19 protein-coding genes are annotated in these 22717 nt (G+C 61.6%); 10 read left to right on the plus strand and 9 right to left on the minus strand.

The window, feature by feature from the left end; all coding sequences use genetic code 11:
* Positions 1–6: 6 nt before the first annotated feature.
* Positions 7–1116 carry a glutamate 5-kinase gene (proB, locus tag FE782_RS07210; protein WP_138193385.1) on the minus strand — a complete coding sequence of 370 codons (1110 nt, stop codon included), beginning with the start codon at positions 1114–1116 and terminating at the stop codon, positions 7–9.
* A gap of 447 nt (positions 1117–1563) precedes the next feature.
* On the opposite strand from proB, the gene FE782_RS07215 reads away from it, so the two are divergent.
* Positions 1564–2226, plus strand: a complete 663-nt coding sequence (locus FE782_RS07215; RefSeq protein WP_138193386.1) for a hypothetical protein — start codon at positions 1564–1566, stop codon at positions 2224–2226.
* A 137-nt stretch (positions 2227–2363) separates the two neighbouring features.
* Positions 2364–3026 (plus strand): hypothetical protein, encoded by a 663-nt coding sequence (locus tag FE782_RS07220; protein ID WP_138193387.1) that lies wholly within the window; start codon positions 2364–2366, stop codon positions 3024–3026.
* 6 nt (positions 3027–3032) lie between these two features.
* On the opposite strand, the gene argS is transcribed toward FE782_RS07220, so the two are convergent.
* The 3 genes from argS to FE782_RS07235 form a co-directional block, all read right to left on the minus strand.
* Positions 3033–4718 carry an arginine--tRNA ligase gene (gene argS / locus FE782_RS07225; protein WP_138193388.1) on the minus strand — a complete coding sequence of 562 codons (1686 nt, stop codon included), beginning with the start codon at positions 4716–4718 and terminating at the stop codon, positions 3033–3035.
* Positions 4719–5769: 1051 nt separating this feature from the next.
* The gene (locus FE782_RS07230; protein ID WP_138193389.1) at positions 5770–6528 is read right to left on the minus strand and encodes an HAD family hydrolase; all 759 of its coding nucleotides are present in this window, start codon (positions 6526–6528) and stop codon (positions 5770–5772) included.
* Positions 6529–6567: 39 nt separating this feature from the next.
* Positions 6568–7755: a pyridoxal phosphate-dependent aminotransferase gene (locus FE782_RS07235; protein WP_138193390.1), complete on the minus strand. Its 1188-nt coding sequence runs from the start codon at positions 7753–7755 to the stop codon at positions 6568–6570.
* Positions 7756–7906: 151 nt separating this feature from the next.
* Between FE782_RS07235 and FE782_RS07240 the strand changes: the two genes are divergently transcribed.
* The gene (locus FE782_RS07240) at positions 7907–8692 is read left to right on the plus strand and encodes a carbon-nitrogen family hydrolase (protein WP_238392374.1); all 786 of its coding nucleotides are present in this window, start codon (positions 7907–7909) and stop codon (positions 8690–8692) included.
* Here FE782_RS07240 and FE782_RS07245 read toward each other — a convergent pair.
* Together FE782_RS07245 and FE782_RS07250 are read right to left on the minus strand one after the other, a co-directional pair.
* Positions 8689–9039, minus strand: a complete 351-nt coding sequence (locus FE782_RS07245; RefSeq protein ID WP_138193391.1) for a hypothetical protein — start codon at positions 9037–9039, stop codon at positions 8689–8691. The genes FE782_RS07240 and FE782_RS07245 overlap by 4 nt on opposite strands.
* Before the next feature lie 64 nt (positions 9040–9103).
* Positions 9104–10015 carry a LysR family transcriptional regulator gene (locus FE782_RS07250; protein ID WP_138193392.1) on the minus strand — a complete coding sequence of 304 codons (912 nt, stop codon included), beginning with the start codon at positions 10013–10015 and terminating at the stop codon, positions 9104–9106.
* Positions 10016–10148: 133 nt separating this feature from the next.
* On the opposite strand from FE782_RS07250, the gene leuC reads away from it, so the two are divergent.
* From leuC to FE782_RS07265, 3 genes are all read left to right on the plus strand, one after another.
* Positions 10149–11573: a 3-isopropylmalate dehydratase large subunit gene (leuC, locus tag FE782_RS07255; RefSeq protein ID WP_138193393.1), complete on the plus strand. Its 1425-nt coding sequence runs from the start codon at positions 10149–10151 to the stop codon at positions 11571–11573.
* 15 nt (positions 11574–11588) lie between these two features.
* A complete protein-coding gene (gene leuD / locus FE782_RS07260; RefSeq protein WP_138193394.1) occupies positions 11589–12176 on the plus strand; it encodes a 3-isopropylmalate dehydratase small subunit in 588 nt (195 codons plus the stop codon).
* A 278-nt stretch (positions 12177–12454) separates the two neighbouring features.
* Complete coding sequence (locus FE782_RS07265; RefSeq protein WP_138193395.1) at positions 12455–13168, plus strand: putative endonuclease domain-containing protein; 714 nt, start codon at positions 12455–12457, stop codon at positions 13166–13168.
* A gap of 1343 nt (positions 13169–14511) precedes the next feature.
* Here the strand turns inward: FE782_RS07265 and FE782_RS07270 are convergent.
* From FE782_RS07270 to FE782_RS07280, 3 genes are read right to left on the minus strand one after another with little or no spacing between them, the layout of a single operon-like run.
* On the minus strand, positions 14512–15210 hold the full coding sequence (locus FE782_RS07270) for a TetR/AcrR family transcriptional regulator (RefSeq protein WP_138193396.1): 699 nt from the start codon (positions 15208–15210) through the stop codon (positions 14512–14514).
* Between the two features lie 24 nt (positions 15211–15234).
* Positions 15235–16263 carry an ABC transporter permease gene (locus FE782_RS07275; RefSeq protein ID WP_138193397.1) on the minus strand — a complete coding sequence of 343 codons (1029 nt, stop codon included), beginning with the start codon at positions 16261–16263 and terminating at the stop codon, positions 15235–15237.
* On the minus strand, positions 16260–16982 hold the full coding sequence (locus FE782_RS07280) for an ABC transporter ATP-binding protein (protein WP_138193398.1): 723 nt from the start codon (positions 16980–16982) through the stop codon (positions 16260–16262). The genes FE782_RS07275 and FE782_RS07280 overlap by 4 nt, the downstream gene beginning before the upstream one ends.
* Before the next feature lie 246 nt (positions 16983–17228).
* Here FE782_RS07280 and FE782_RS07285 point away from each other — a divergent pair, with 246 nt between their 5' ends.
* The 4 genes from FE782_RS07285 to FE782_RS07300 all read left to right on the plus strand — a co-directional run bounded on the left by FE782_RS07285 (position 17229) and on the right by FE782_RS07300 (position 22605).
* Positions 17229–18677 carry an N-acetylmuramoyl-L-alanine amidase family protein gene (locus FE782_RS07285; protein WP_138193399.1) on the plus strand — a complete coding sequence of 483 codons (1449 nt, stop codon included), beginning with the start codon at positions 17229–17231 and terminating at the stop codon, positions 18675–18677.
* Between the two features lie 24 nt (positions 18678–18701).
* Complete coding sequence (locus FE782_RS07290; protein WP_138193400.1) at positions 18702–21407, plus strand: S-layer homology domain-containing protein; 2706 nt, start codon at positions 18702–18704, stop codon at positions 21405–21407.
* 192 nt (positions 21408–21599) lie between these two features.
* Positions 21600–22277: an endonuclease III gene (nth, locus tag FE782_RS07295; RefSeq protein WP_138193401.1), complete on the plus strand. Its 678-nt coding sequence runs from the start codon at positions 21600–21602 to the stop codon at positions 22275–22277.
* Between the two features lie 46 nt (positions 22278–22323).
* Positions 22324–22605, plus strand: a complete 282-nt coding sequence (locus FE782_RS07300; protein WP_138193402.1) for an NAD/NADP transhydrogenase alpha subunit — start codon at positions 22324–22326, stop codon at positions 22603–22605.
* The last annotated feature ends 112 nt before the right edge of the window (positions 22606–22717 follow it).

Consider the following 22717-nt stretch of genomic DNA (forward strand, 5'->3'; position numbering starts at 1 on the left):
CATAGTTTAAAATAAGACCCATTCGTCGCGATGGATGACTTCGATGCGCGACACGTCCAGCCGCCTCAGCACTTCCTCCGAGGACAGGCCGGCCGCCGCCTGCAGCTGCCAAGCCGCGTAGTTGACGACCCCTCGCCCGATCCGCTTGCCGTCCTCGAGCGCGACCTCGATGACGTCGCCCGGATGGAAGTCGCCTTCGACTTGCTTGACGCCGGCGGGGAGGAGGCTCTTGCCGCCTTCCGCGAGCGCCCGGCGGGCACCGTCGTCGACGACGACGCGGCCCTGCGGCACCGAGTGGAAGCCGACCCATTGCTTCTTCACCGACAGCTTCTGGAGCTCGGCGTCGAAATACGTGCCGTCGCCTTCGCCCGTCGCCGCTCGAAGCACGTCCCCCGGCGCGTTCGCGCGGCCGATGAACGTTCGCACCCCGCCGCGAATGGCGATGCGTGCCGCCTCGAGCTTCGAACGCATGCCGCCCGTGCCGACGGAGGAGCCGCTGCCGCCGGCCATCCGGAACAAGTCGTCGTTCAGCTCGGAGACGCGGTCGATGCGCCGGGCGTTCGGATTTTTCCGCGGGTCCTCGGTATACAGCCCGTTCATGTCGGTGCAGATGACGAGGCAGCGGGCCTGCACGAGATTCGCGACCAACGCGGACAGCGTGTCGTTGTCGCCGAACTTCAGCTCGTTGACGGAGACGGTGTCGTTCTCGTTAATGATCGGGACGACGCCCCGATTGAGCAGCTCCTCGAGCGTAGCGGACGCGTTGCGAATGCGCCCCCGCGCAGAGAAGTCGTAGCGGGTAAGCAGTACCTGCGCGACGACGAGCCCGCGGCTCGCGAACGCTTCGTTGTACGCTTGCATCAGAAGCGCTTGGCCGACGGCGGCCGACGCTTGCTTCTCGTGCGTCGCCTTGGGCCGCTTGGCGAACCCGAGCCGGGCGAAACCGGCGGCGACCGCGCCGGACGTGACGAGCACGACCTGTTCTCCGGTCGCCGCGATGTTCGCGAGCTCCTCCGCGTAATAATCGATTTGCTCCCTTCGCAAGCCTCCCTCGGTCGCGGTGAGCGAGCTGCTGCCGATCTTGACGACGGTGCGTCGTCGATTCGTGCCGGTCATGACGGACGGCGCCTCCTTGTTTTCCAAAAATAAAAAAACAGCCCTTCATCCTTCAATCGTTAAAGGACGAAAGCTGCTCTTGTCGGTTGCTCCCGCGGTACCACCTTTATTGACGGCAATAGGGCGACGTCCGCGTAAACGCGTCGTCGGCTTCGGATGCCGTCCGGCTCCATGCCCTCGTATCAGGAGGGTGCACTGTCCGACTCGTCGCCGGCCGTTCCGGGGTGGGTCGGCGTGTCCTGCGGCGACGGATTCTTCCAGCTGACGAATCCGTTCTCTGTACGCCCGTTCGAACGCTTACTGGCCCCTTCATCACGTTAGGGTAATGAAGTTTTTCAATACTATACCATCCCGCGCCGCGGTTTGTAAATAAGCGTCCGCGCATTCGCGCCCCGTTCGCAACATCTTGGCGCCGAACGTCGTCTTCAAGAGTAAGAGGTGAGGCAAGTGTACAAAATGTCGTACGGCTCGATCCTTCTCATGTGCTTTCTCATCTTCGCGTTGGGCGGACAAGACCGTCTTTCTTGGGCGCCGGGGCCGGCGATGCCGGAAACCGCCGTTCGAACGGAGGCGCGGGCGGAGGCGCGGCCGCAGGTGCGGATCGCCGCCGTCGACGACGTCGACGCGCCGCCCGCGGCGACCGATGCGGGAAGGAAGAAGGGCGACGCCGTCGCGCTTCCGGATCCGGTTGCGCTCGCGGCGCCGGTCGGGCTGAAGTCGCCGACCGCCGAGGCCGCCTGCGCCGCGGGCTTTGCGTTGTCGCTGCCCCCGGAAGCGGACGAACGCTATCGGCAGCTCGACTGGGTGACCGAAGAGGGCGTGTCCGCGACGATCCGATTCGAATTCGCGAATGGCGGACTGCTGGAGCTTACGCAGTCGACGAACGATCAAGAACTTGACGTCACGGGCTCGTTAAGCACGGCTCCGCCGCCGCCGCTGCCGCTGCCTAGGATGACCCCAACCGCGTCGATGCCGGCGATCGACATCGCTTGGCAGGACGGGAGCCGCCGGTACGCCCTACGATCCTTCGGTTTAACGGAGAACGAAACGAGGGCGTGGATCCGCTCGCTCGAATCGGCCCGCGCGGGATGTTCCGCGCCGATGTCCTAGTCGAGGGCGGGGGTGGAGACGTCGTTTTCCCGGCCGATTTCCCGGTCCCGAAGGGACGATTATCCCTTGCGGTCGGGACGCCGCTCGTCATACGATGCCTACGAAGCAACGAATCGGATGACCGGGGGAATGTCCGCTTGATCCACGTGCCCGTATCGTTCCTGCGGCTCAGCGGAGGCCTGCTTGCCGCGGGAGGAATGACTTTGTTCATCGTACAGCTCGTTCATTTGGACGATAAGCCCTCCGGCTTGATGGAACTGAACTATTTCGTCGAGGTGGCCGCAGGCGCCCATGCGGCTTTGGCGTTGGCAACGCCGCCCATGATCGTCGGCTTAACCGGACTCTATTTTCGAATGTCCGCGAGCCTCCGGTGGTGGGGGTGGGCAGGCTATGTCGGCATGCTTTGCTTCTTCCTGATCGAGCTGTTTCGCGCCGCGCTGCCCGTTTATCAGTACCCGGCGCTATACCGAGGGATCCGGACCAAGGAGCAATTGCGCGAGGTCAATGCGCTCGTCGAGAGTTTACGATCGCAGGACGGGTTCCCGGCGCTGATCGAGCTGGCGGCGACGCCGCTCGGCACGCTCGGGTTCCTCCTGACGGCCGTGTCGCTCCTTCGCGGGAACGCGCTTCCGAAGCTTCCTGCGCTGTTGATGCTGGCGCCGCCTGCGTCGCTGGCGCTGCCCTGGGACGGACTGGACCCGTACGCCCACGCGGCGGCCTTATTCGCATACGTCTATTACGGCTGCTTGCTGGCGTTCGGCCTCCCGCCCGCGCCGCCGACGGCAGCCGCAGCCCCATGACGCGCTTTACATCCGCTCCGGCGCTTCGACGCCGAGCAAACCGAGGGCGGCTTGCAGCGTGTCGGCGGCCGCTCGCGCCAGACGGAGTTTCGCCGCGGCTTCGGCCGGGTCGTCGACGAGCACCCGCTCGGCGTGATAGAAGCGGTTGAACGCCTTGGCCACGTCGAGAGCGTACCGGGCGACGATCGAAGGCGCGAGCCGCTCCGCCGCTTCGCGCACCGCCGCCGGGTAGCCGGACAGCTGCTTGAGGAGCGCCCACGCGTCGTCGCCGGCGAGGGCGGCCGGGCTCGGCGCCGCCGCTTCGAGCGCCGCCGGTTCGGCCTTGGACAGCAGCGTGCGAATCCGCGCGTGCGTGTATTGCGCGTACGGCCCGGTCTCGCCTTCGAACCGGACCGCTTCTTCCAACCGGAAGTCGATCGCTCCTTCGCGGTCGTGCTTCAGATCCCCGAATACGACCGCTCCGATCCCGACCGCTTCGGCGACCGCCCTGCGGTCCGGCAGCGCCGGGTTTTTCTCGGCGATGACCGCCGCCGCCCGCTCTACAGCCTCGTTCAGCACGTCCTCCAGCATGACGACCCGCCCTTTGCGCGTAGACATCTTCTTGCCCTCGACCCGCATCAGGCCGAACGGCACGTGCGCGCACGCGTCGGCCCATGCGTACCCAAGCTTCTTCAGCACTGCGAACACCTGGCGGAAATGCACCGCCTGCTCCGACCCCACCACGTACAGCAGCCGATCGCCCTTCAGCGTCTCTCGACGGTAGATCGCCGTCGCCAAATCCCTCGTCGCGTAGATGGAGGAGCCGTCGGACTTCACGATGATGCAAGGCGGCAGTCCTTCGTCGTCGAGGCGGACGACTTGCGCGCCGTCGCTCGTCTCGAGCAGACCGGCGTCTTGGAGCCGATCGACGACGGGCTGCATCTTGTCGTTATAGAAGCTTTCGCCGAGCTCGTATTCGAACTCGACGCCGAGCCGGTCGTAGATGCGGCGGAACTCTTGAAGGCTCGTGTCGACGAAGAAACGCCACAGCTTCGCGGCTTCCTCGTCGCCTTGCTCGAGCTTCGCGAACCAAGCGCGGGCTTCGTCTTCGAGCCGCGGGTCGCGCTCCGCTTCCTCGTGGAAGCGGACGTATAGCTCGAGCGCCGCGGCGAGCGGCCGGCGCTCGAGCTGCTCGGCGTCGCCCCAGGCGCGATACGCGGCGATCATCTTGCCGAACTGGGTGCCCCAGTCGCCGAGATGGTTGACGCGGACGACGTCGTACCCGTCGGCCGTCAGGATGTGGCGCAGCGCGTTCCCGATCACGGTCGAGCGCAGATGGCCGATGCCGAACGGCTTCGCGATGTTCGGGGACGACATGTCGATGACGACCCGCTCGCCGCGCGGCTCGCGAGCTGCACGGAAGGCTGGCGCTTCGACGGCTTCGAGCCATCGTGGAGCGACCGCCTCGCGGCGAAGCGCGATGTTGACGTAAGCGCCGACCGCGCGGCAGGTCAGCATCGGGTGCGCAATGCGTTCGGCGAGCTCGGCGGCGATCGCCTGCGGCGGCTTCCGCAGCTCGCGCGCGAGGGCGAAGCAGGGCAGGGCGGCATCCCCGAGCGCCGGATCCGGCGGCGTCTCGAGTCGTCTCGCCGCTTCCTCCTTCGGTACCTGCAAATACGGTGCGATCCACTCGCCGATCGTCTCGATCATCATCGCGTCTTCCTCCTTGGTTTGTTGGATTTGAATTAGCGTCAAAATTTGAGCCTATTTCCGCGATAAGATCAAATTTTGACACTATAGCGGTACCGTGCCTTCGCAGCCCGGCTAGCGTGCGGGCCCCGAGCGATCCGCTGGCGGAAATAGTGTCAAAATTTAAGCTTATTTCCGCGATAAGATCAAATTTTGACACTATAGCGGCACCGTGCCTTCGCAGCCCGGCTAGCGTGCGGGCCCCCAGCGATCCGCTGGCGGAATTAGCGTCAAAATTTGAGCCTATTTCCGCGATAAGATCAAATATTGACACTATAGCGGCACCGTGCCTTCGCAGCCCGGCTAGCGTGCGGGCCCCGAGCGATCCCCGGGTGGAATAGTGTCAAAATTTAAGCCTATTTCCGCGATAAGCTCAACTTTTGACACTATTGCGGCACCGTGCCTTCGCACCGGCTAGCGTGCGGGCCACGAGCGATCCGCTGGCGGAAATAGTGTCAAAATTTAAGCCTATTTCCGCGATAAGATCAAATTTTGACACTATAGCGGCACCGTGCCTTCGCAGCCCGGCTAGCGTGCGGGCCCCCAGCGATCCGCTGGCGGAAATAGCGTCAAAATTTAAGCCTATTTCTGCGATAAGCTCAAATTTTGACATTATCCCGGCGTCGCGGCACCGCAGCCGGCGGACGACAAAAAACCTCCCGTCTCCAGGGAAAGATCCCTAAGAGACGAGAGGTTTAACTCCCGCGGTGCCACTCTTCGTGCCGATCCGCGCGCAACCGCGCAGTATCGACCGCTCGACGCCCGGTAACGGGGGCGACCCGGACCCGCCTGCCGCGTATCGACCGCGCCGAAGAGGGCGCGTCGAAGCATGGGCGAATCGTCTCGCGGGTGCGTTTCGCTTTAGGTACGCTCGTTCGGCGCCGGCTTCCACCATACCCGGCTCGCTGTTCCGTCGGTCGCGCGCTACTGTCCCGGTCAACGACGATGGCATTTCATTTTCCAATCATTATCGAACTATTATACGAATATTCCCAGCGCTTGTAAACGGTGACTCTTAACGATGCTGCCGCCGACCGGCGAGCGCCGCCGGCACCTGCGAGATCGACTCCAGCCGCAGCAGCCTCTCCGATTGCCCGACCGGAATGTCGACCAAGTCGAACGCCCAATTGGAGAGCGGCGGAATGTACACCGCGCCGATGCCGCAGGCGACGGCCGGGGCGATGTCGGTGCGCAGCGAGTTGCCGATCATCCACGTTCGCGAACGATCGAAGCCCATCGTCGTCAGAATGCGTTCGAGCGCTTCGGCGTTCTTATGCTGGGCGACGAAGATGCGATCCTCGAAGAACGGTCCCAGGTTCACCTTCTCCACCTTGGCCCGTTGAATTTTCTCCACGCCGCCGGTGTACAGCGAAATGAGATGTCCTTCGGACCGAAGCCGCGACAGCGTGTCCACGACATGCGGATACAGCTCGAATTCGCTGTCGTACACCGTATAGCCCAAGTCGAGCAGCCGCTGCCGTTCCTCCGGATCCGGCTCCCGACCGAATAGGTCGCTGTAATGGTCGTACGTCTCCGCGAACGATTCGGGGAACCGCTCCGCCGCGAACCCGTGGACGTGGATGCCCGCCAGATCGAGCTCGAGCTGTTTCTTCTTGATCTCTTCCTTGGTCAGCTTATGCGATGCGAACCACGTCTCGACCAAATCCGCGAATTGGTCGATGACCAAGTCGAAATATTTATTGCAATGGATGAGCGTATCATCCAAGTCGAACAGCAGGTTGAGCGTTTCCGTACGATTTCCGTTTTCCGTCATCCAAGCCAACTCCCGTCTCCTGAAGCGAACCTACTCTCTTTATCCGAAAATGCCGAGCCGCCCGATTCGCGCAGCCGCCTCGCGCAGCCGCTCTTCGTCGGTGAGCAGCCCGAGACGAACGTACCCTTCGCCGTGCTCGCCGAAGCCGATGCCCGGCGCGACGACGATATCGGCCTCGTCCAACAGCTTGTCCGCGAACGAAGCTGACGTGTAGCCCTTCGGCACCGGCAGCCAGCAGAAAAACGAGCCTTCCGGCTTCGCCGGGCGCCAGCCGATGTCCGCGAGCGCGCCGTACAGCGCGTCGCGCCGCGACTCGTACGTCGCGACGAGCGCGCGCACGGAATCCTGCGGGCCGAGCAGCGCCTCGCGCGCCGCCCACTGCACGCCGCCGAACAGGCTGCAGTAGAAATGATCCTGCAGCAGGTTGATCTGCGCAATAATTTCCTCGTTGCCGAGCGCGAAGCCGACGCGCCACCCGGCCATATTGTAAGTTTTGGACAAAGTGTAAATTTCAATACCGACGTCGATCGCGCCCGGCGTTTCGAGGAAGCTGACCGGCCGGCGGCCGTCGAAGCCGATCGCGCCGTACGCGAAATCGGACACGGCGAGGACGCCGTGCTTCGCCGCGAAATCGACCGTGTCCAGGTAGAACGAGGCGGGCGCCATCGCGGACGTCGGGTTGTTCGGGTAGTTGACGAACAGCAGCTTCGCCTTTTCCAAATTGGTCTGCGCGATAGCGTTATAATCCGGCAAGTAGCCGTTCGATTCCAGAAGCGGCATCGTCGCCATGCGGCCGCCGGCGATGGCGACGCCCGACCAGTAATCCGGGTAGCCCGGATCCGGCACGAGGGCGACGTCGCCCGGGTTCAGCATGATTTGGCTGATTTCGACGAGCCCGGCTTTGCCGCCGAACAATATCGCCACTTGTTTTTCCGGATCGAGCGTCACGCCGTAATCGAGCCGATACCGCTCGGCGACCGCTTCCTTCAGGAATGCGTACCCCGTGAACGGGGAGTATCTATGGAACTGCGGATTTTCCGCGCCTTGCTTCATCGCTTCGACGATCGTATCCGGCGTCGGACGGTCCGGGTTGCCTTGCCCGAGATTGATGACGTCGCGGCCCGCGGCCGTCGCGGCGTTCGCCTTCTTCACCAAAGACGCGAAAAATTGCTTCGGCAGCTCCGTCATGCGGGCGGCCGGTTGAAAGCGCACCTTCGAATCGTTCATCTTCCATTGCCTCCGTCTATCACGTAAATGCTATTAATCTTATCAAAAACGTCTTCCCCTGTATACCGTTCGACGTCTTGACATCGGCGGCGGGTAGCGTATGATGGGGGAAAACCATTCGAACAGTGGGGCAAAGGGGAACGAGAAACGCATGAAAGTCGCGGTCATTCAAATGGACGTGTCGATCGGAGAACCGGAACGGAATCGGGAGCGGGCGCTGGCCCGGATGGAGGAAGCCGTGAACGGCGGCGCGGAGAAACCGGACGTGCTCGTCCTGCCGGAGATGTGGAATACGGGATATTCGTTGGAAAATATAGAAGAGATCGCCGACGCGAACGGCGAACCGACGCACGCGATGATGTCCGCCTTCGCGGCGAAGCACGGCGTGAACGTCGTCGCGGGCTCGGTGGCGAACCGGACGGAAGGCGGCGTGAACAATACGATCTTCGTCTACGATCGCACGGGCGCGCGCACGTCGGAATATTCGAAGATCCATTTGTTCCGGTTGATGGAAGAAGAGAAGTATTTGAAGCAGGGCGGCGAGCTCGGCCGCCTCGTCGTCGACGGTGAAGCGGCGGGCATGATGGTTTGTTACGACATCCGCTTTCCCGAGCTGACCCGGCGCCTCGCGCTCGACGGCGCGAAGGTGCTGTTCGTGCCGGCGCAATGGCCGAAGCCGCGGCTGCATCACTGGCGCACGCTGCTGCTGGCGAGGGCGATCGAAAACCAGATGTTCGTCGTCGCGTGCAATCGAGTGGGCGTCAGCCGCGGCACCGAGTTTTTCGGTAACTCGATGATCATTTCGCCATGGGGCGACGTGCTCGCCGAAGGCGGGGAAGAGGAGACGATCCTGCGCGCGACGCTCGATCTCGCCGAAGCGGACCGCGTCCGCGGCACGATTCCGGTGTTCCAGGACCGTCGTCCCGAACTGTATTAACCGTTCGCGAGCAGCGTCGCCATGACGCGGTAATTGTCGTGGCGACGCAGCAGGAAGTCGACCTCCGCCTTCAGCCGGTCGGCATCGGCTTGCGCTTGGCGAATGTCCGCATGAAGCGGCCCGGTATACGCGCGGAACGCCGCGAGCCGGGCCGCTTCGTCGTTGTACGGCGCGGCGTCGGCCAAAGGCCACGCGGACTCGGCGTCGGCGAGCCGGCCGCGCTTTTCCGCAAGTGCGTGCTGCGCGCTGTAATACCGCATCTCGGCTTTGCGCAGCAGCTCGGGCAGCAGCTGCAATTCGTCGATGATCGTCTCCGTCAGGAGGTGGCGCGTCGTTAAGGTAGTCATCGCAATCATTCCTTCTGTTGAGGTGGACAAGAGTTATTAGGAATGTATGCGCGGGGGAGTCGACTTATGCTTGGCGCGCGCCGCGTTCGGTCGAGGTCACCTCCATCAGCGTCTCGATGAACGCTTCCGCCGCTTTCGTGAAGTAGCGGCCGCGGCGTTCGGCGATAACGAGCGTGCGGCTCGGCGTCGGATCGGTCAGCGCCTTGAAGACGGGAACGTACTTCCCCTTCTTCGAGGCGGCGATCATGTTCGGGATGAAGGCGACGCCCATGCCGGCGGCGACGAGCGACATGACCGTCTCGATGTTGCTGCTCTCGAACACGATGCGAGGCGCGAAGCCGGCTTCGGCGCAAATGTCCGACGTAATTTGGCGGAAGCCCTGTCCTTTCTTCAGCACGATGAACGCCTCGTCCGCGAGCGAACGTACCGGGATCGGCTCCGGCGCCGTCGCCAGTTCGTGCGACTGGGGCACGGCGAGGCAAATTTCTTCCGTGGCGTAGGGACGATAGTCGAGCGTCGTCTCCTCGATCGGCAGGGAGAGCAGCGCGAGGTCTACGGACCCGGACGACGTCAGCTGCTCCAGGTTGGCGCTGGTGTCTTCGACGAGCGATATTTCGATGCCGGGGTGGCGCTTCGCGAATTCGGGCAGGACGAGCGGGAGAATGTGGGAGCCGGTGATCGGGAGTGTGCCGACGACGAGCTTTCCTTTGCGCAAATTGGAAATATCGTTCATCTCGCTCCGGAGCTGCTCGACGAGGTCGAGGATGACTTGCGCTTTAGTCACGAAAATTTCGCCCGCGTGCGTCGGCTCGACGGCGTTCGTCGTCCGGTGAAACAGCGTGACGCCGAGCTCCTTCTCGAGCTTCGCGAGCTGCTGGCTTAAGGAAGGCTGCGCGATGTGAAGCTTTTCCGCGGCGCGGGAGAAGTTCTTATCATTATAGATCTGAACGGCGTAACCGAGTTGACGGAATTCCAAGGTCGGTCGACCCCCTTATAGATATTACCAATCAAATATATAGATATTATATCTTGGAACAATGACGAAAGAAATGATAGGATACGTTATAGAGGAAATTGCAATTATCGCGAAAACGGGAGAGGTGACGGGAATGGCGAAACGTACATTGTTCGAAAAAATTTGGGACAATCACGTCATTCATCAAGAAGAAGGCAAACCTAGCATCATCTATATCGATTTGCATCTCGTGCACGAAGTAACGAGCCCGCAGGCGTTCGAGGGCCTCCGCCTCGCCGGCCGGAAGGTGCGCCGTCCGGATTTGACGTTCGCGACGATGGACCACAACGTGCCGACGAAGGACCGCTTCAACATCGCGGACCCGATCTCGAAGCAGCAGGTCGACACGCTGACGAAGAACGCGCAAGATTTCGGCGTGACGCTGTATGACCTCAACTCGATCGATCAGGGCGTCGTTCACGTCATGGGGCCGGAGCTCGGCCTGACGCATCCGGGCAAGACGATCGTGTGCGGCGACTCGCATACGTCGACGCACGGCGCGTTCGGCGCGCTCGCGTTCGGCATCGGGACGTCCGAGGTCGAGCACGTGCTCGCGACGCAATGTCTGCAGCAGTCGAAGCCGAAGACGATGGAAGTGCGCGTGAACGGCAAGCTGCCGGCGGGCGTGACGGCGAAGGACTTGATCTTGGGGATTATCGCGCAGTACGGCACGGACTTCGCGACGGGCTACGTCATCGAGTACACGGGCGAAGCGATCCGCGGGTTGTCCATGGAGCAGCGCATGACGGTGTGCAACATGTCGATCGAGGGCGGCGCCCGCGCGGGCATGATCGCTCCGGACGAGACGACGTTCGAATATTTGCGCGGCCGTCAACACGTGCCTGCCGGCGCGGAATTCGACGCGGCCGTCGAGCAGTGGAAGGCGCTCGTCACGGACGAAGGCGCGTCTTACGACCGCGTCGTCGAGTTCGACGCTTCGGCGTTGATCCCGCAAGTGACGTGGGGCACGTCGCCGGGCATGGGCACGAACGTGCTCGCGTCGGTGCCGAATCCGGCGGACTTCGCGACGGAGAACGAGCGCAAAGCGGCCGAGAAGGCGCTGGAATACATGGATTTGAAGCCGGGCACGCCGATGACGGAAGTCGCGATCAACTACGTGTTCATCGGCTCCTGCACGAACGGCCGCATCGAGGACCTGCGCGCGGCGGCGAAAGTCGCTCGCGGCTACAAGGTGTCGCCGAACGTGACGGCGATCGTCGTTCCGGGCTCGGGCCGCGTCAAGATTCAAGCCGAGAAGGAAGGCTTGGACAAAGTGTTTACCGAAGCGGGCTTCGAATGGCGCGACGCCGGCTGCTCGATGTGCCTCGCGATGAACCCGGACGTCTTGTCGCCGGGCGACCGCTGCGCTTCGACGTCGAACCGTAACTTCGAAGGCCGTCAAGGCCGCGGCGGACGCACGCATCTCGTGTCGCCGGAGATGGCGGCGGCGGCTGCGATCGAAGGGCATTTCGTCGACGTGCGCGGCTGGAATTTCAAATCCGAACCGGTAACCGTGTAAGGGGGACATACGAACATGCAAGCATTCACGAAGTCTACAGGACTCGTTTGCCCGGTCGACCGCGTTAACGTCGATACGGACGCGATCATTCCGAAGCAATTCCTGAAGCGCATCGAGCGCACCGGATTCGGCCAATTTTTGTTCTTCGAATGGCGTTGGGACGAGAGCGGGAACGTGATCGAGAGCTTCCCGATGAACCAGCCGCGCTACCAAGGCGCGTCCGTTCTGATCTCCCGCGCGAACTTCGGCTGCGGCTCGTCCCGCGAGCACGCGCCGTGGGCGATCCTCGACTACGGATTCAACGTGGTCATCGCTCCGTCGTTCGCGGACATTTTCTATAACAACTGCTTCAAGAACGGCATCCTGCCGATCAAGCTGTCCGAAGAGCAAGTCGAAGACTTGTTCCAACGCACGGCGAAGCATGACGGCTATAAGCTGACGGTCGACCTCGAGAACAAGACGATCGCGGACGAGCACGGCCTGTCGATCGCGTTCGATCTCGACGAGCACCGCCGTCAGTTCTTGCTGCAAGGTCTCGACGACATCGGCCTGACGCTGCAGCACGAAGACAAGATCGCCGCGTACGAAGCGGCTCGCGCGTAATCGAATACGACGTTCTACGCGTCAGTGCAAAGCATGCGCTGTCTCCCGGATTCCGGGGGGCGGCGCTTTTTTTGTTTGTTGCTTTGGGAGCTGGTCCGAAGCCTGGGTATCCGAACGGGGCGGCTGTGCCGGGCACGGAGGAAGTTCGGCGCGAGCGCATGCAGTCCGGTTTCGTAAACACTTTATTTTTTGGAGGGGGCGGTCGTGATGGAAATGGAACGAAGTTTCGATGAAGCATATGAAGTCTGGATTCGAGAAACTTCTCGGGAGGGGCGGTCGTGATGGAGATGGAACGAAGTTTCGATGAGGCGTATGAAGTCTGGTTTCGGAAACACCTCAAGGAAAGCGCCGGGGACCGTCGGCTGCAGTTGGAACGTCGCATGTCGAAGGGGAGTCCTTATGACCACGAATGCGCGGAAACCCGGTTTTTACGGGACATTTGGTGGCCGGTTTACGGAGAGTTAGAGTCGTTGATTCCGGAGTACGAGATTGTGGACGGGTTAGGCAAATCCCGTTATCTCGATCACGCGATGATCCGATACCCGGTGTTGGCGGACCTGGAGGTTGACGGATACGCCTCCCATCAAAAAGAAGCCTCCCGTTGGAGTTTCGCCGACGACCGTCGCCGCGATGCGGGATTGCGCATGCTCGGGTGGGACGTTCTGCGGATCGCGTTCAGCGATATGCAGGCTCACCCTCTCGCGTGTCAGCAGTTGTTGAGTAGGTGGATGGATTCCATTAAGCCTAAGCCGACAATTAATCAAGAATGGAAGGAACATATCATTCAATATGCCAGGTACCATTCCCCATTCACGATAAGCGACATTATGCAATTATTGCGAACATCGGAGCATACATCTAGGAAACTGCTCAAGGAGCTACTGGCATTGCAGGTTCTCATATCCGCAGGGACGGGAGATAAGAGGGTAACGTGTTATCGTTTAAACGAACAATACCTTCAGAACCGTAAACCGCAGTTATTAAAATTTTAACAAACTAGTTTGGTTGAAAGCGCAAAAACGCGCTTTGAATGTCGGAACGGAGAGGGTCTTAGAGAGATAAGCGCGAATACGCGGTTCGCGAATACGCGGTTAGAGAGGCGGTTGGCAGGCAAAGTGTACGGGATAAGCGCGAATCCGCGCTTAAATCGGCGGTGGCGCGGGGAGCGGGCGAAATAAGCGCGAATACGAGGTTAGAGAGACGGTTGGCAGGCAAAGTGTGCGGGATAAGCGCGGATCCGCGCTTAGATCGGCGGTGGCGCGGTTGAGCGGGCGAAATAAGCGCGAATACGCGGTTAGAGAGGCGGTTGGCAGGCAAAGTGTGCGAAATAGGCGCGGATCCGCGCTTAGATTGGTGGTGGCGCGGTTGAGCGGGCGAAATAAGCGCGAATACGCGGTTAGAGAGGCGGTTGGCAGGCAAAGTGTATGGGATAAGCGCGGATCCGCGCTTAGATCGGCGGTGGCGCAGGGAATGAGCGAGATAAGCGCGAATACGCGGTTAGAGAGGCGGTTGGCAGGCAATGTGTATGTGATAAGCGCGGATCCGCGCTTAGATCGGCGGTGGCGCGGGGAGCGGGCGAAATAAGCGCGAATACGCGGTTAGAGAGGCGGTTGGCAGGCAATGTGTACAGGATAAGCGCGAATCCGGGCTTAGATCGGGCGCAGGGAATGAGCGAGATAAGCGCGAATACGCGGTTGGAGAGGCGGTTGGCAGGCAAAGTGTGCGAAATAAGCGCGGATCCGCGCTTAGATCGGCGGTGGCGCGGGGAGCGAGCGAGATAAGCGCGAATACGCGGTTAGAGAGGCGGTTGGCAGGCAATGTGTATGTGATAAGCGCGGATCCGCGCTTAGATCGGCGGTGGCGCAGGGAATGAGCGAGATAAGCGCGAATACGCGGTTAGAGAGGCGGTTGGCAGGCAATGTGTATGTGATAATCGCGGATCCGCGCTTAGATCGGCGGTGGCGCAGGGAATGAGCGAGATAAGCGCGAAAACGCGGTTAGAGAGGCGGTTGGCAGGCAATGTGTATGTGATAATCGCGGATCCGCGCTTAGATTGGTGGTGGCGCGGTTGAGCGGGCGAAATAAGCGCGAATACGCGGTTGGAGAGGCGGTTGGCAGGCAAAGTGTACGGGATAAGCGCGGATCCGGGCTTAGATCGGCGGTGGCGCGGGGAGCGAGCGAGATAAGCGCGAATACGCGGTTGGAGAGGCGGTTGGCAGGCAAAGTGTGCGAAATAAGCGCGGATCCGCGCTTAGATCGGCGGTGGCGCAGGGAATGAGCGAGATAAGCGAATACGCGGTTAAAAGTGGAGCACAGCCTCACAAACCCGCGGGCGTTACTCCCGCGGGCCGGCCAGGCCGTGCATCAAGAAGTCGATCGTGCGCTCCGTCTCCGCATCTTCGTCCCACGGGTAGTCCGGCAGCAAGATATGCCGGACGAACAAAAACCCGACGGCCGACGTGACCGTCAGCCGTATGACCGCGTCGGACGGGAAGTCCGCGCGCAAAGCGCCTTCGGCTTGGAATCGCTCCACCGTTCGGCGGATCCGGGGCAGGACGCCCTCGACAACCAAGTCCTTATAAGGCTCCCGCAGCTCCGGGTGAAACGGGATCTCCTGCAGCAAAATTCGCAGCGCCGGCAGATGCTTCCGCGCGAAGTCGGAGCGGTTGCGGATGACCGCACGCAGAAAGCTCTCGTAGTTCGGGTACGGCGCCTCCAACACTTTAAAGAAATCCTTGAGCACCAGAGGGGCGACGAGTTTGGCGACGAGGGGAGAGACGATCGAAAACAACAATTCCTTCTTCGTCTTATAATGACGGAAGATCGTGCCTTCGGCGACGCCCGCCTTCGTAGCGATTTCGCTCGTGGAGGCGGCGGAGTACCCTTTCTCGGCGAAGATTTCGATCGCGGCGTTCACGATTCTCGCCTGCTTATCCGTCATCTTCGGGCGGTCGTCCTCCGCCGCCCGAAGCAGCTCCTCGAGCCAACGCTCCTGAGCGCGTCGTTCCGCATCGTCCTTTTCCGGCCGATCCATCTCTATCCCTCCTCCCCGCGAAAGTTACGTCTTGCGATATTTCCGAAGCGCCAGGGCGTTCGCGGCCATGAAGACGAACGCGAAGCCGACCAGCGCGGATACGTCGACGGCGATGTCGCTCCAGCCGCCGCCGCGCACCATTACCTCGCGGAGCGCATCCGCGCCGTAAGTCAACGGAATGACGTGCGAGATCCACCGGAGCGCCGGATGGATCGTCTCGAGCGGGAACAGCCCGCAGAAGAAAATTTGCGGCACGATGACGATCGGAATGAATTGGATCATCTGGAATTCATTCGCCGCGTACGTCGACAGGAACACGCCGAGCGTCAGCGCGGCAAGCGCCAGCAAGGCGGTGATCAGCAGCACGTACCCGAACGATCCGACCAAAACCATATCCAGTATATCAACGGCGAACCATGCGATCAATCCGGCTTGAAGCAGCGTGAAGACGCCGAAGCCGAGCACGTAGCCGAGCACGATCTCGCCGCGGCGAAGCGGGGAGACGAGCAGCCGCTCGAGCGTGCCGCCGGTGCGTTCCCGCAGGAACGCGATGCCCGCGATCAAGAAGACGAAGAAGAACGCGAAGACGCCGATCAAGACGGGTCCGAACCAGTCGAACGGGACCGACGAAGCAGATCCGTAAACGTATTCCACCTCAGGGGAAAAGGAAGCCCCCGAAGCGCCGGCGCCGCCCAACGCTTCGCCGATCAACAGCAGCGCGGCCCGGCTCTTGGACGGATCGCTGCCCTCGAGCGTGACGCGCGGGCTCCCGCCGGCGAACGAGAGCGCGGCGTCGACCTCGCCCGCGGCGAGCGCCTTCGCCGCTTCAGCCGCGACCGCTGTCGCGACAGCCGCGCCGGCGACTTCGAGCCGCTCCGTTACGGAGGTCGGCGCGTCGACGACGAGCAGCGAAGGCTCGTAAGGATCGCCGTCGAAGACGAGCGACATGAGCGTGAGAATGACGAGCGGCGCGACGAACATCAAGGCGAGCGTTCGCTTGTCGTGGAGGAACTGGCGGAAAATGCGCAAGACCAATGCGGCGACGCGGCTCATACGACGGCCCTCCCGTACGCGAGGAACGCTTCCTCGATCGTGGAGGCGCCGGAAGAGGCTTTCAGCTCCGCCGGCGTGCCGACGGCGATGAGCGCGCCGTCGCGCATCAGGGCGAGCGTATCGCAATGCTCCGCTTCGTCCATGACGTGGGTGGTCACCAAGATGGAGGTGCCGTCCGCGCGAATGCGCTCCAGCTCCGCCCAAATCTCGCGCCGAAGCAGCGGATCGATGCCGACCGTCGGCTCGTCGAGCAGCAGGACGGCGGGCTCGTGCAGCAGGGCGACGGCGAGGGAGAGGCGGCGTTTCATGCCGCCGGAGTAGCGGGACACCCGCTTGCCCCGGTCGGCGGACAGTCCGACGAGCTCCAAGACGGCGTCCGAGCGCCGCTTCTTCGCCGCGCCGCGAAGACCGTAGAGCGAAGCGAAGAAGTCGAGATTTTCCCCGCCGGTCAAATCGGAGTAGAGTGCGTCCGATTGAGCCATGTAACCGATGCGGGTTTGGAGCGACAGCTTCGGCATGCGTTCGCCGAGCAGCTCGACGACGCCGGAGGTCGGGCTTTCGATGCCGGCGATCATCTTCACGACGGTCGTCTTGCCGGCGCCGGACGGGCCTAGCAAGCCGAAGATGCGTCCGGGCGGGACGTCGAACGAGACGTCGCGGACGATGGCGCGGTCGCCGAACGTCTTGCCGACCCGCGACAGTCGAATGACGGAATCCATCCAATCCACTCCTTGAAAGAAAATGAGTAATTACTCACTCATATCATACGCGCTTAATCCGAATTTGAGAAGTGAGTAATCACTCATTTTTGTCGAAAAAGATTGAATCGTCGTTTCGACCGAAACTAGCAACTTTTGCTATTCTCGTGCGTCTATTAAGTATCTTAGTGTCGGACGCTCTATTTTTATGTTCTTTTTTGGCGGTTTTTGATAGACTTAACATGGTTGCTAGATTCGGAGGGACTTATGAAGAACGGATGGAGAACCCTGGCTTGGACGGCCGGAGGAGTGCTGGCGGCGGCGATTTGGCTGCAGGCGGCGCCGGGGTCGGCGCTGGCCGCCGCAACGACGGCAACGCTCTACGTTGACGGCGAAGAACGCGACTGGTCGGCCCGATCCATCGACGGCGCGGCCTACTTATCGCTCGAGGCGATCGCCGGGTTGGGCGGCGCCGCGAAGGCGGAGCAAGACGGGAAGACGTATACGATAACGGCCGGCCGGAAGGAAGTCCGCTTCACGCTCGGAGAGAAGCAGCGCTTCGTCGACGGCGCGCCCGCGACGGGAGACGCGACCGCCCGCAGCGAAGAGGGAACGGTGTACGTTCCGGCGGCTTGGTTGACGGATACGCTCGGAGTGAAGGTCGTTAAGGATCGCTTCACCGATTCCGTGTACGTATTTCGGCTTCAGGCGGGAGCGAAGCCCATCGCGACGATTCCGACGCCGCCGAAGGAGAACGAAGCGGTCGTCTCGACGCCGCCGACTTCGGCGGATCCTGGGAAGCCGTCGACCGGCTCGTCCGGCTCGCCCGTGACGGTATCGGAAGCGCAACCGGTGTTCCAAGGGCTGACGCTGGACGGGGACGCGCTTCATATCGAGGCGACGGGCGAAGTGAAGCCGACCGTATTCGTGCTCAAGTCGCCGGAGCGCATCGTCGTCGACTTGCCGAACGCGACGCTGGAACGCGGTCCCGACGGCAGCGCGAGCGGCACGCTCGCCATAGACGCGAACCATCCGTATATCGCGGGCATCCGGTATTCGCTGTTCGCGACGGAGCCGTCCACGGTGCGGATCGTCGTCGATTTGAAGGCGCCTAAGCCTTATTCGCTTCGGACCGCGGCGGACGGATCGGGAGCCGTGCTTCACTTCACCGAAGCGAAGCCGGTCAAAGTCATGATCGACGCCGGCCACGGCGGCAACGATCCGGGCGCGATTTCGCGCACGGGGAAATACGAGAAGGACTTGACGTTATCCGTCACGCAGAAGGTGCTGGATCGGCTCAAGAACGAGAAGCTCGTCGAGCCGTTCTCGATCCGCGAGGACGATACATACTTGTCTCCCGCAGAGCGAGCGAAAGTCGCCAACGCGGCGGGAGTCGACCTATTCATCTCCATTCACGCCAACACCGCCTCCTCGGCGACCGTGAAAGGGACGGAAACGTACTACTGGAACGACAACAGCGTCGAGTTCGCGAAACAAATTCACGATTCGATTCTGCAGGCCGTCGGTTCGGCCGACCGCAAGGTGAAGCAAGAACGCTTCGTCGTCGTTCGCGAGACGACGATGCCGGCCGCGCTGCTGGAGCTCGGCTTCATTACGAACGCCGACGACGAAGCCAAGCTGTACAACGACGCGGTTCAAGACCGGATCGCGGACGCCATCGTCGCTTCGATCAAAGCTTATTTTCGCATTCAATAAAGACTACTCGGGAGGAATCGCTCCATGAATCATAAAGTACGTAAGCCGTTCGCGGTCCTGACGACCGCCGCTCTGACCGCCTCGCTCTTGCTCGGCACGGGCGCGACCGCGTTCGCGGCCGAGACGACGACCACGACCGCGTCATCGACGACGGGCGTGAAGCTGACGTTCCCCGACATCGTGTCGACCCATTGGGCGAAGAGCCATGTCGCCAAGCTGGCGTCCGCCGGCATCGTGAAGGGGTATACCGACGGCGGGTTCCGTCCGAGCCAGGACGTCACGCAACAGGAAGCGATCGTTATGGTGATCCGGATGGTCGGGCTCGAAGAGGAAGCGCTCGCCGGTTCCGGAGACATCGTCACCGGCTTCCAGGAGGACGCCTTCTTCACGAAGTACGTCGTGAAGGCGCTCGAGGAACGCATTATCGACATGAGCGAAGAGACGGCCGCCGCGGCGACGGGCACGACGCCATGGGGCAAGCGTCCGGCGACGCGGGAATGGGTGTCGAAGCTGATCGTCCGCGCGTTGGGCGAACAGCCGGCAAGCGGTGCGCTCGGCTTCGCGGACGCGAGCGACGTGTCCGCCGGCGCCGCGGGCTATGTCGCGAAGTCGCAGGAGCTCGAGCTCGTCACCGGCTTTACGGACAATACGTTCAAGCCGAAGGACGCCGTCACGCGGGCGCAGATCGCCACGATCCTGTCCCGCGCGGATAAGTACATCCCGGACGACGAATCGAAGTATACGAGCGGCCTCGTGTCGAGCCTTAGCGGCTCGTCGCTCGTCCTGCAGCCCGCTGGCGGCGGAGCCGCACGCACGTTCGGCCTGAACGCGGAGACGCTCGTCTTCGACGCCGAGGGCGGATCGCTCGATCGGAGCGCGCTGACGAGCTTGACGCCGATTCGCGTCATTCATCAAGGCGGCCAAGCCTATTATATCGAAGTGACGGGCGGCGCGGTCGAGCTCGAGTCGATCGACGGCGAGCTCGAAGCGCTCGACATCGCCTCTAGCTCGCTCGTATTGCGACGCTCGAACGGGTCGTTGGAACAGTACGATCTTACCTCGACCGTCACGGTGACGAATGCAGGCGGAACGGGGTTATCCTTGTCGCAGCTGACCAAGGGCAGCGAAATTCGATTGCAGCGGATGGCGGGTACGACCGAAGTGTCCGCGATCGTCTTGATCGAAGAGGCGTTCAACGCGAAGGGCACGGGAATCGTCCAGACGGTGAACGCGGCGGCTCGCACGGTGACGTTCACGGACGACAAGGGATCGATCGTAACGTATCCGCTCGTCGACGGCGCGACGTTGACGGTGAAGGGACAGCCGTTGTCCGATCTGAGCGGCATTCAGTCCGGGGATACGATCGCTTACGAGATCGAAGACAGCGAGATCGTGTCCGTCGACATTACGGTGCAGAAGTACGTCACGAAGACCGGCGACTTCCAAGTCATCGCCGGCGATACGATCACGATCAAGGTGAACAGTACGACGCCGGAAGCGTTCATCGTGAGACCGAACGCCGCCGTCAGCATCGATGGGTTGACCAATCCGACGATCGGCGATTTGCAGGTCGGCGATGTCGTGCAGCTGCGCCTCTCGGGCGCTACGAATCAAGTGGATCAAATTACGGTAACGAACCGCAACGTGACCAAGCTGCAAAACGTCACGATCGATACGCTGCAAGCCGAGTACATGATCGTCAGGGATTCGAAGAACGCCGTGCATTTCTATAAAATCACGGACCGTTCCATGTTCGTGCTCGACGGTACGGCGATGACGGATCAAATGTTTAAGACGTACGTCGCCGCAGGCCGCAAAGTGGATCTGAGCGTAACGTCCGACCAACTCGTACGTCTCGACGTCGTTACGAAGGTGAGCGGTACGGTGACGGCCGTGAACGCGACGGCGCGCACGATCACCGTCTCGACCGCGGACAACGCATCGACGACGCTGCCGTACGCGCAGTACACCGTCGTCGAGGTGCCGCTTCAATCGAGCGCCGGCTTCGCGGACGTCGCCGTGGGCGCGAAGGTCCATCTGTCCATGGGATATAACACGAACGAAGTGCAGATGATCCAAGTCGAGAAGTCGTTCGTATATACTCTGAACTCCGTTACGGCGGCGACCCGGACGGTATCCGCGAAAGACGCGAAAGGCTCGTCCGTCTCGCTGGCGTTGGACAGCGAAGCCAAGGTGCTCGGCCGCGACGGTCAACCGGCGGCGCTGGCGTCCCTGACGATCGGTCAGCCGATCGTCGTCAATTACGCGGGGCGCAGAGTCGTGTCAGTCCAAGAGCCGGCCGCGGTCGTCGGCAAGGTGTCGACGCTGGATACGACGGCCGGGAAGCTGTCCGTCACCGACTACAACGGCAACGTGAAAAACTACAGCTTAACCGGCGGCATCTCGGTCCAAAAAGGGACGACCGTCTCGACGAGCGCTTCGTCGCTGATGTTGAACGATCGCGTGTCGCTCATCGTCGATGCGCAAGGAAAGCCTTACGTATACGTCGCGCAAGCGGAGACGCGGAAGTTCAGCGGCTACGACGCGGCGAAGAACGAGGTTTCCTTCAAGATCGCGAAGGTCGGCGACCAGAGCAAATATACGGCGGAGGCGAACGTCAAAGTCACTACGGCCGCCGGCGCCGCGATGACGATGAACCAATTGAAGGAGAACGACACCATCGTCGTATACTTGATGAACGGCAAGATCGTCGAGCTCGTGAAGCAGTAACGAGCTCGCGGAGGGAGCCTCCGGGGCGAGACGAGACGTCTCGCCCTCGTTTTTTGTCCAAAAAAGTTCGCAATGTGACGTCGAATCGCACCCTTTTCCCATTGAAAAACGTTGGGCGGTTCGCTACACTAGAGTACGCTACGAAAAAACGACGAATTTCGAGGATACATACGCGAGAAGGAGGACGAACGGATGAACAAGGCGCAGGTTCGCGAGGCGCTCGACATCGTCGCCGGCATGTTCCCGGACGCGCATTGCGAGCTCGTGCATTCGAATCCGTTCGAATTGACGATCGCGGTGCTGCTCTCCGCGCAGTGCACGGACGAGACGGTCAACAAGGTGACGGCCGACTTGTTCCGGAAGTATCGGACGCCGGAGGATTACTTGGCCGTATCGCTGGAGGAGCTCGAGAACGACATTAAGCGGATCGGGTTGTACCGAAACAAGGCGAAGCATATCCGATCGCTCTGCAGGCTGCTCCTCGACGAATACGGCGGCGACATTCCGGAGGCGCACGAAGAGCTCGTGAAGCTGCCCGGCGTCGGAAGGAAGACGGCGAACGTCGTCGTCTCGACCGCCTTCGGGGTGCCGGCGATCGCCGTGGACACGCACGTCGAGCGGGTGTCGAAGCGGCTCGGCATCGCGGGCTGGGACGATTCGGTGCTAGAGGTCGAGAAGAAGCTGATGAGCAAGGTGCCGAAGGACGAATGGACCGCGACGCATCATCGGCTCATCTTCCTGGGAAGGTACCATTGCAAGGCGCAGCAGCCGAAATGCGAAGGCTGTCCGCTGCTTTCCTTGTGCCGAGAAGGGAAGAAACGTATGAAAACGCCGAAAACTAGAAAGACTGTAAAACATATAGAAGCATGACGCCGAACAGACGCGCGTCGGAGAAGCAGAAGGGTGAGAGAAACATATGAAATGCATTTCCGTATACACGAAGAATTTCGAGCAATTTTCGGATATTTACGATAAAGTGCTTAGCACGAAGCTGAAGGAAGACGAGGAGACCGTCGTCGAAGGGGTGACGGTGACCGAGTCCGGCGCGGTGCCGGAGCATTACATCGACCGCATGCGGGCGAAGCGCGACGTCGTCGTCATGAAAGAGAAGGGACGCGACATTACGATTCTTCAGCATGGCGAAGTGTTCGAGATTTTGGTCCCGGAAGAACATGATTTGAAAGTCACCTCGGTCTAACTTCGGTAGATGCGAGTCGCGTCGACGCCCGTCCCGGCCTTTCGCCCGGGAGGGGCGTCTTTTTTTCGTTCGCGAGGCCGCGGTTACAGGGCGCGGGGGATTGTTGTATAAT

This window comes from Paenibacillus antri (assembly GCF_005765165.1).
GTDB lineage: Bacteria > Bacillota > Bacilli > Paenibacillales > YIM-B00363 > Paenibacillus_AE > Paenibacillus_AE antri.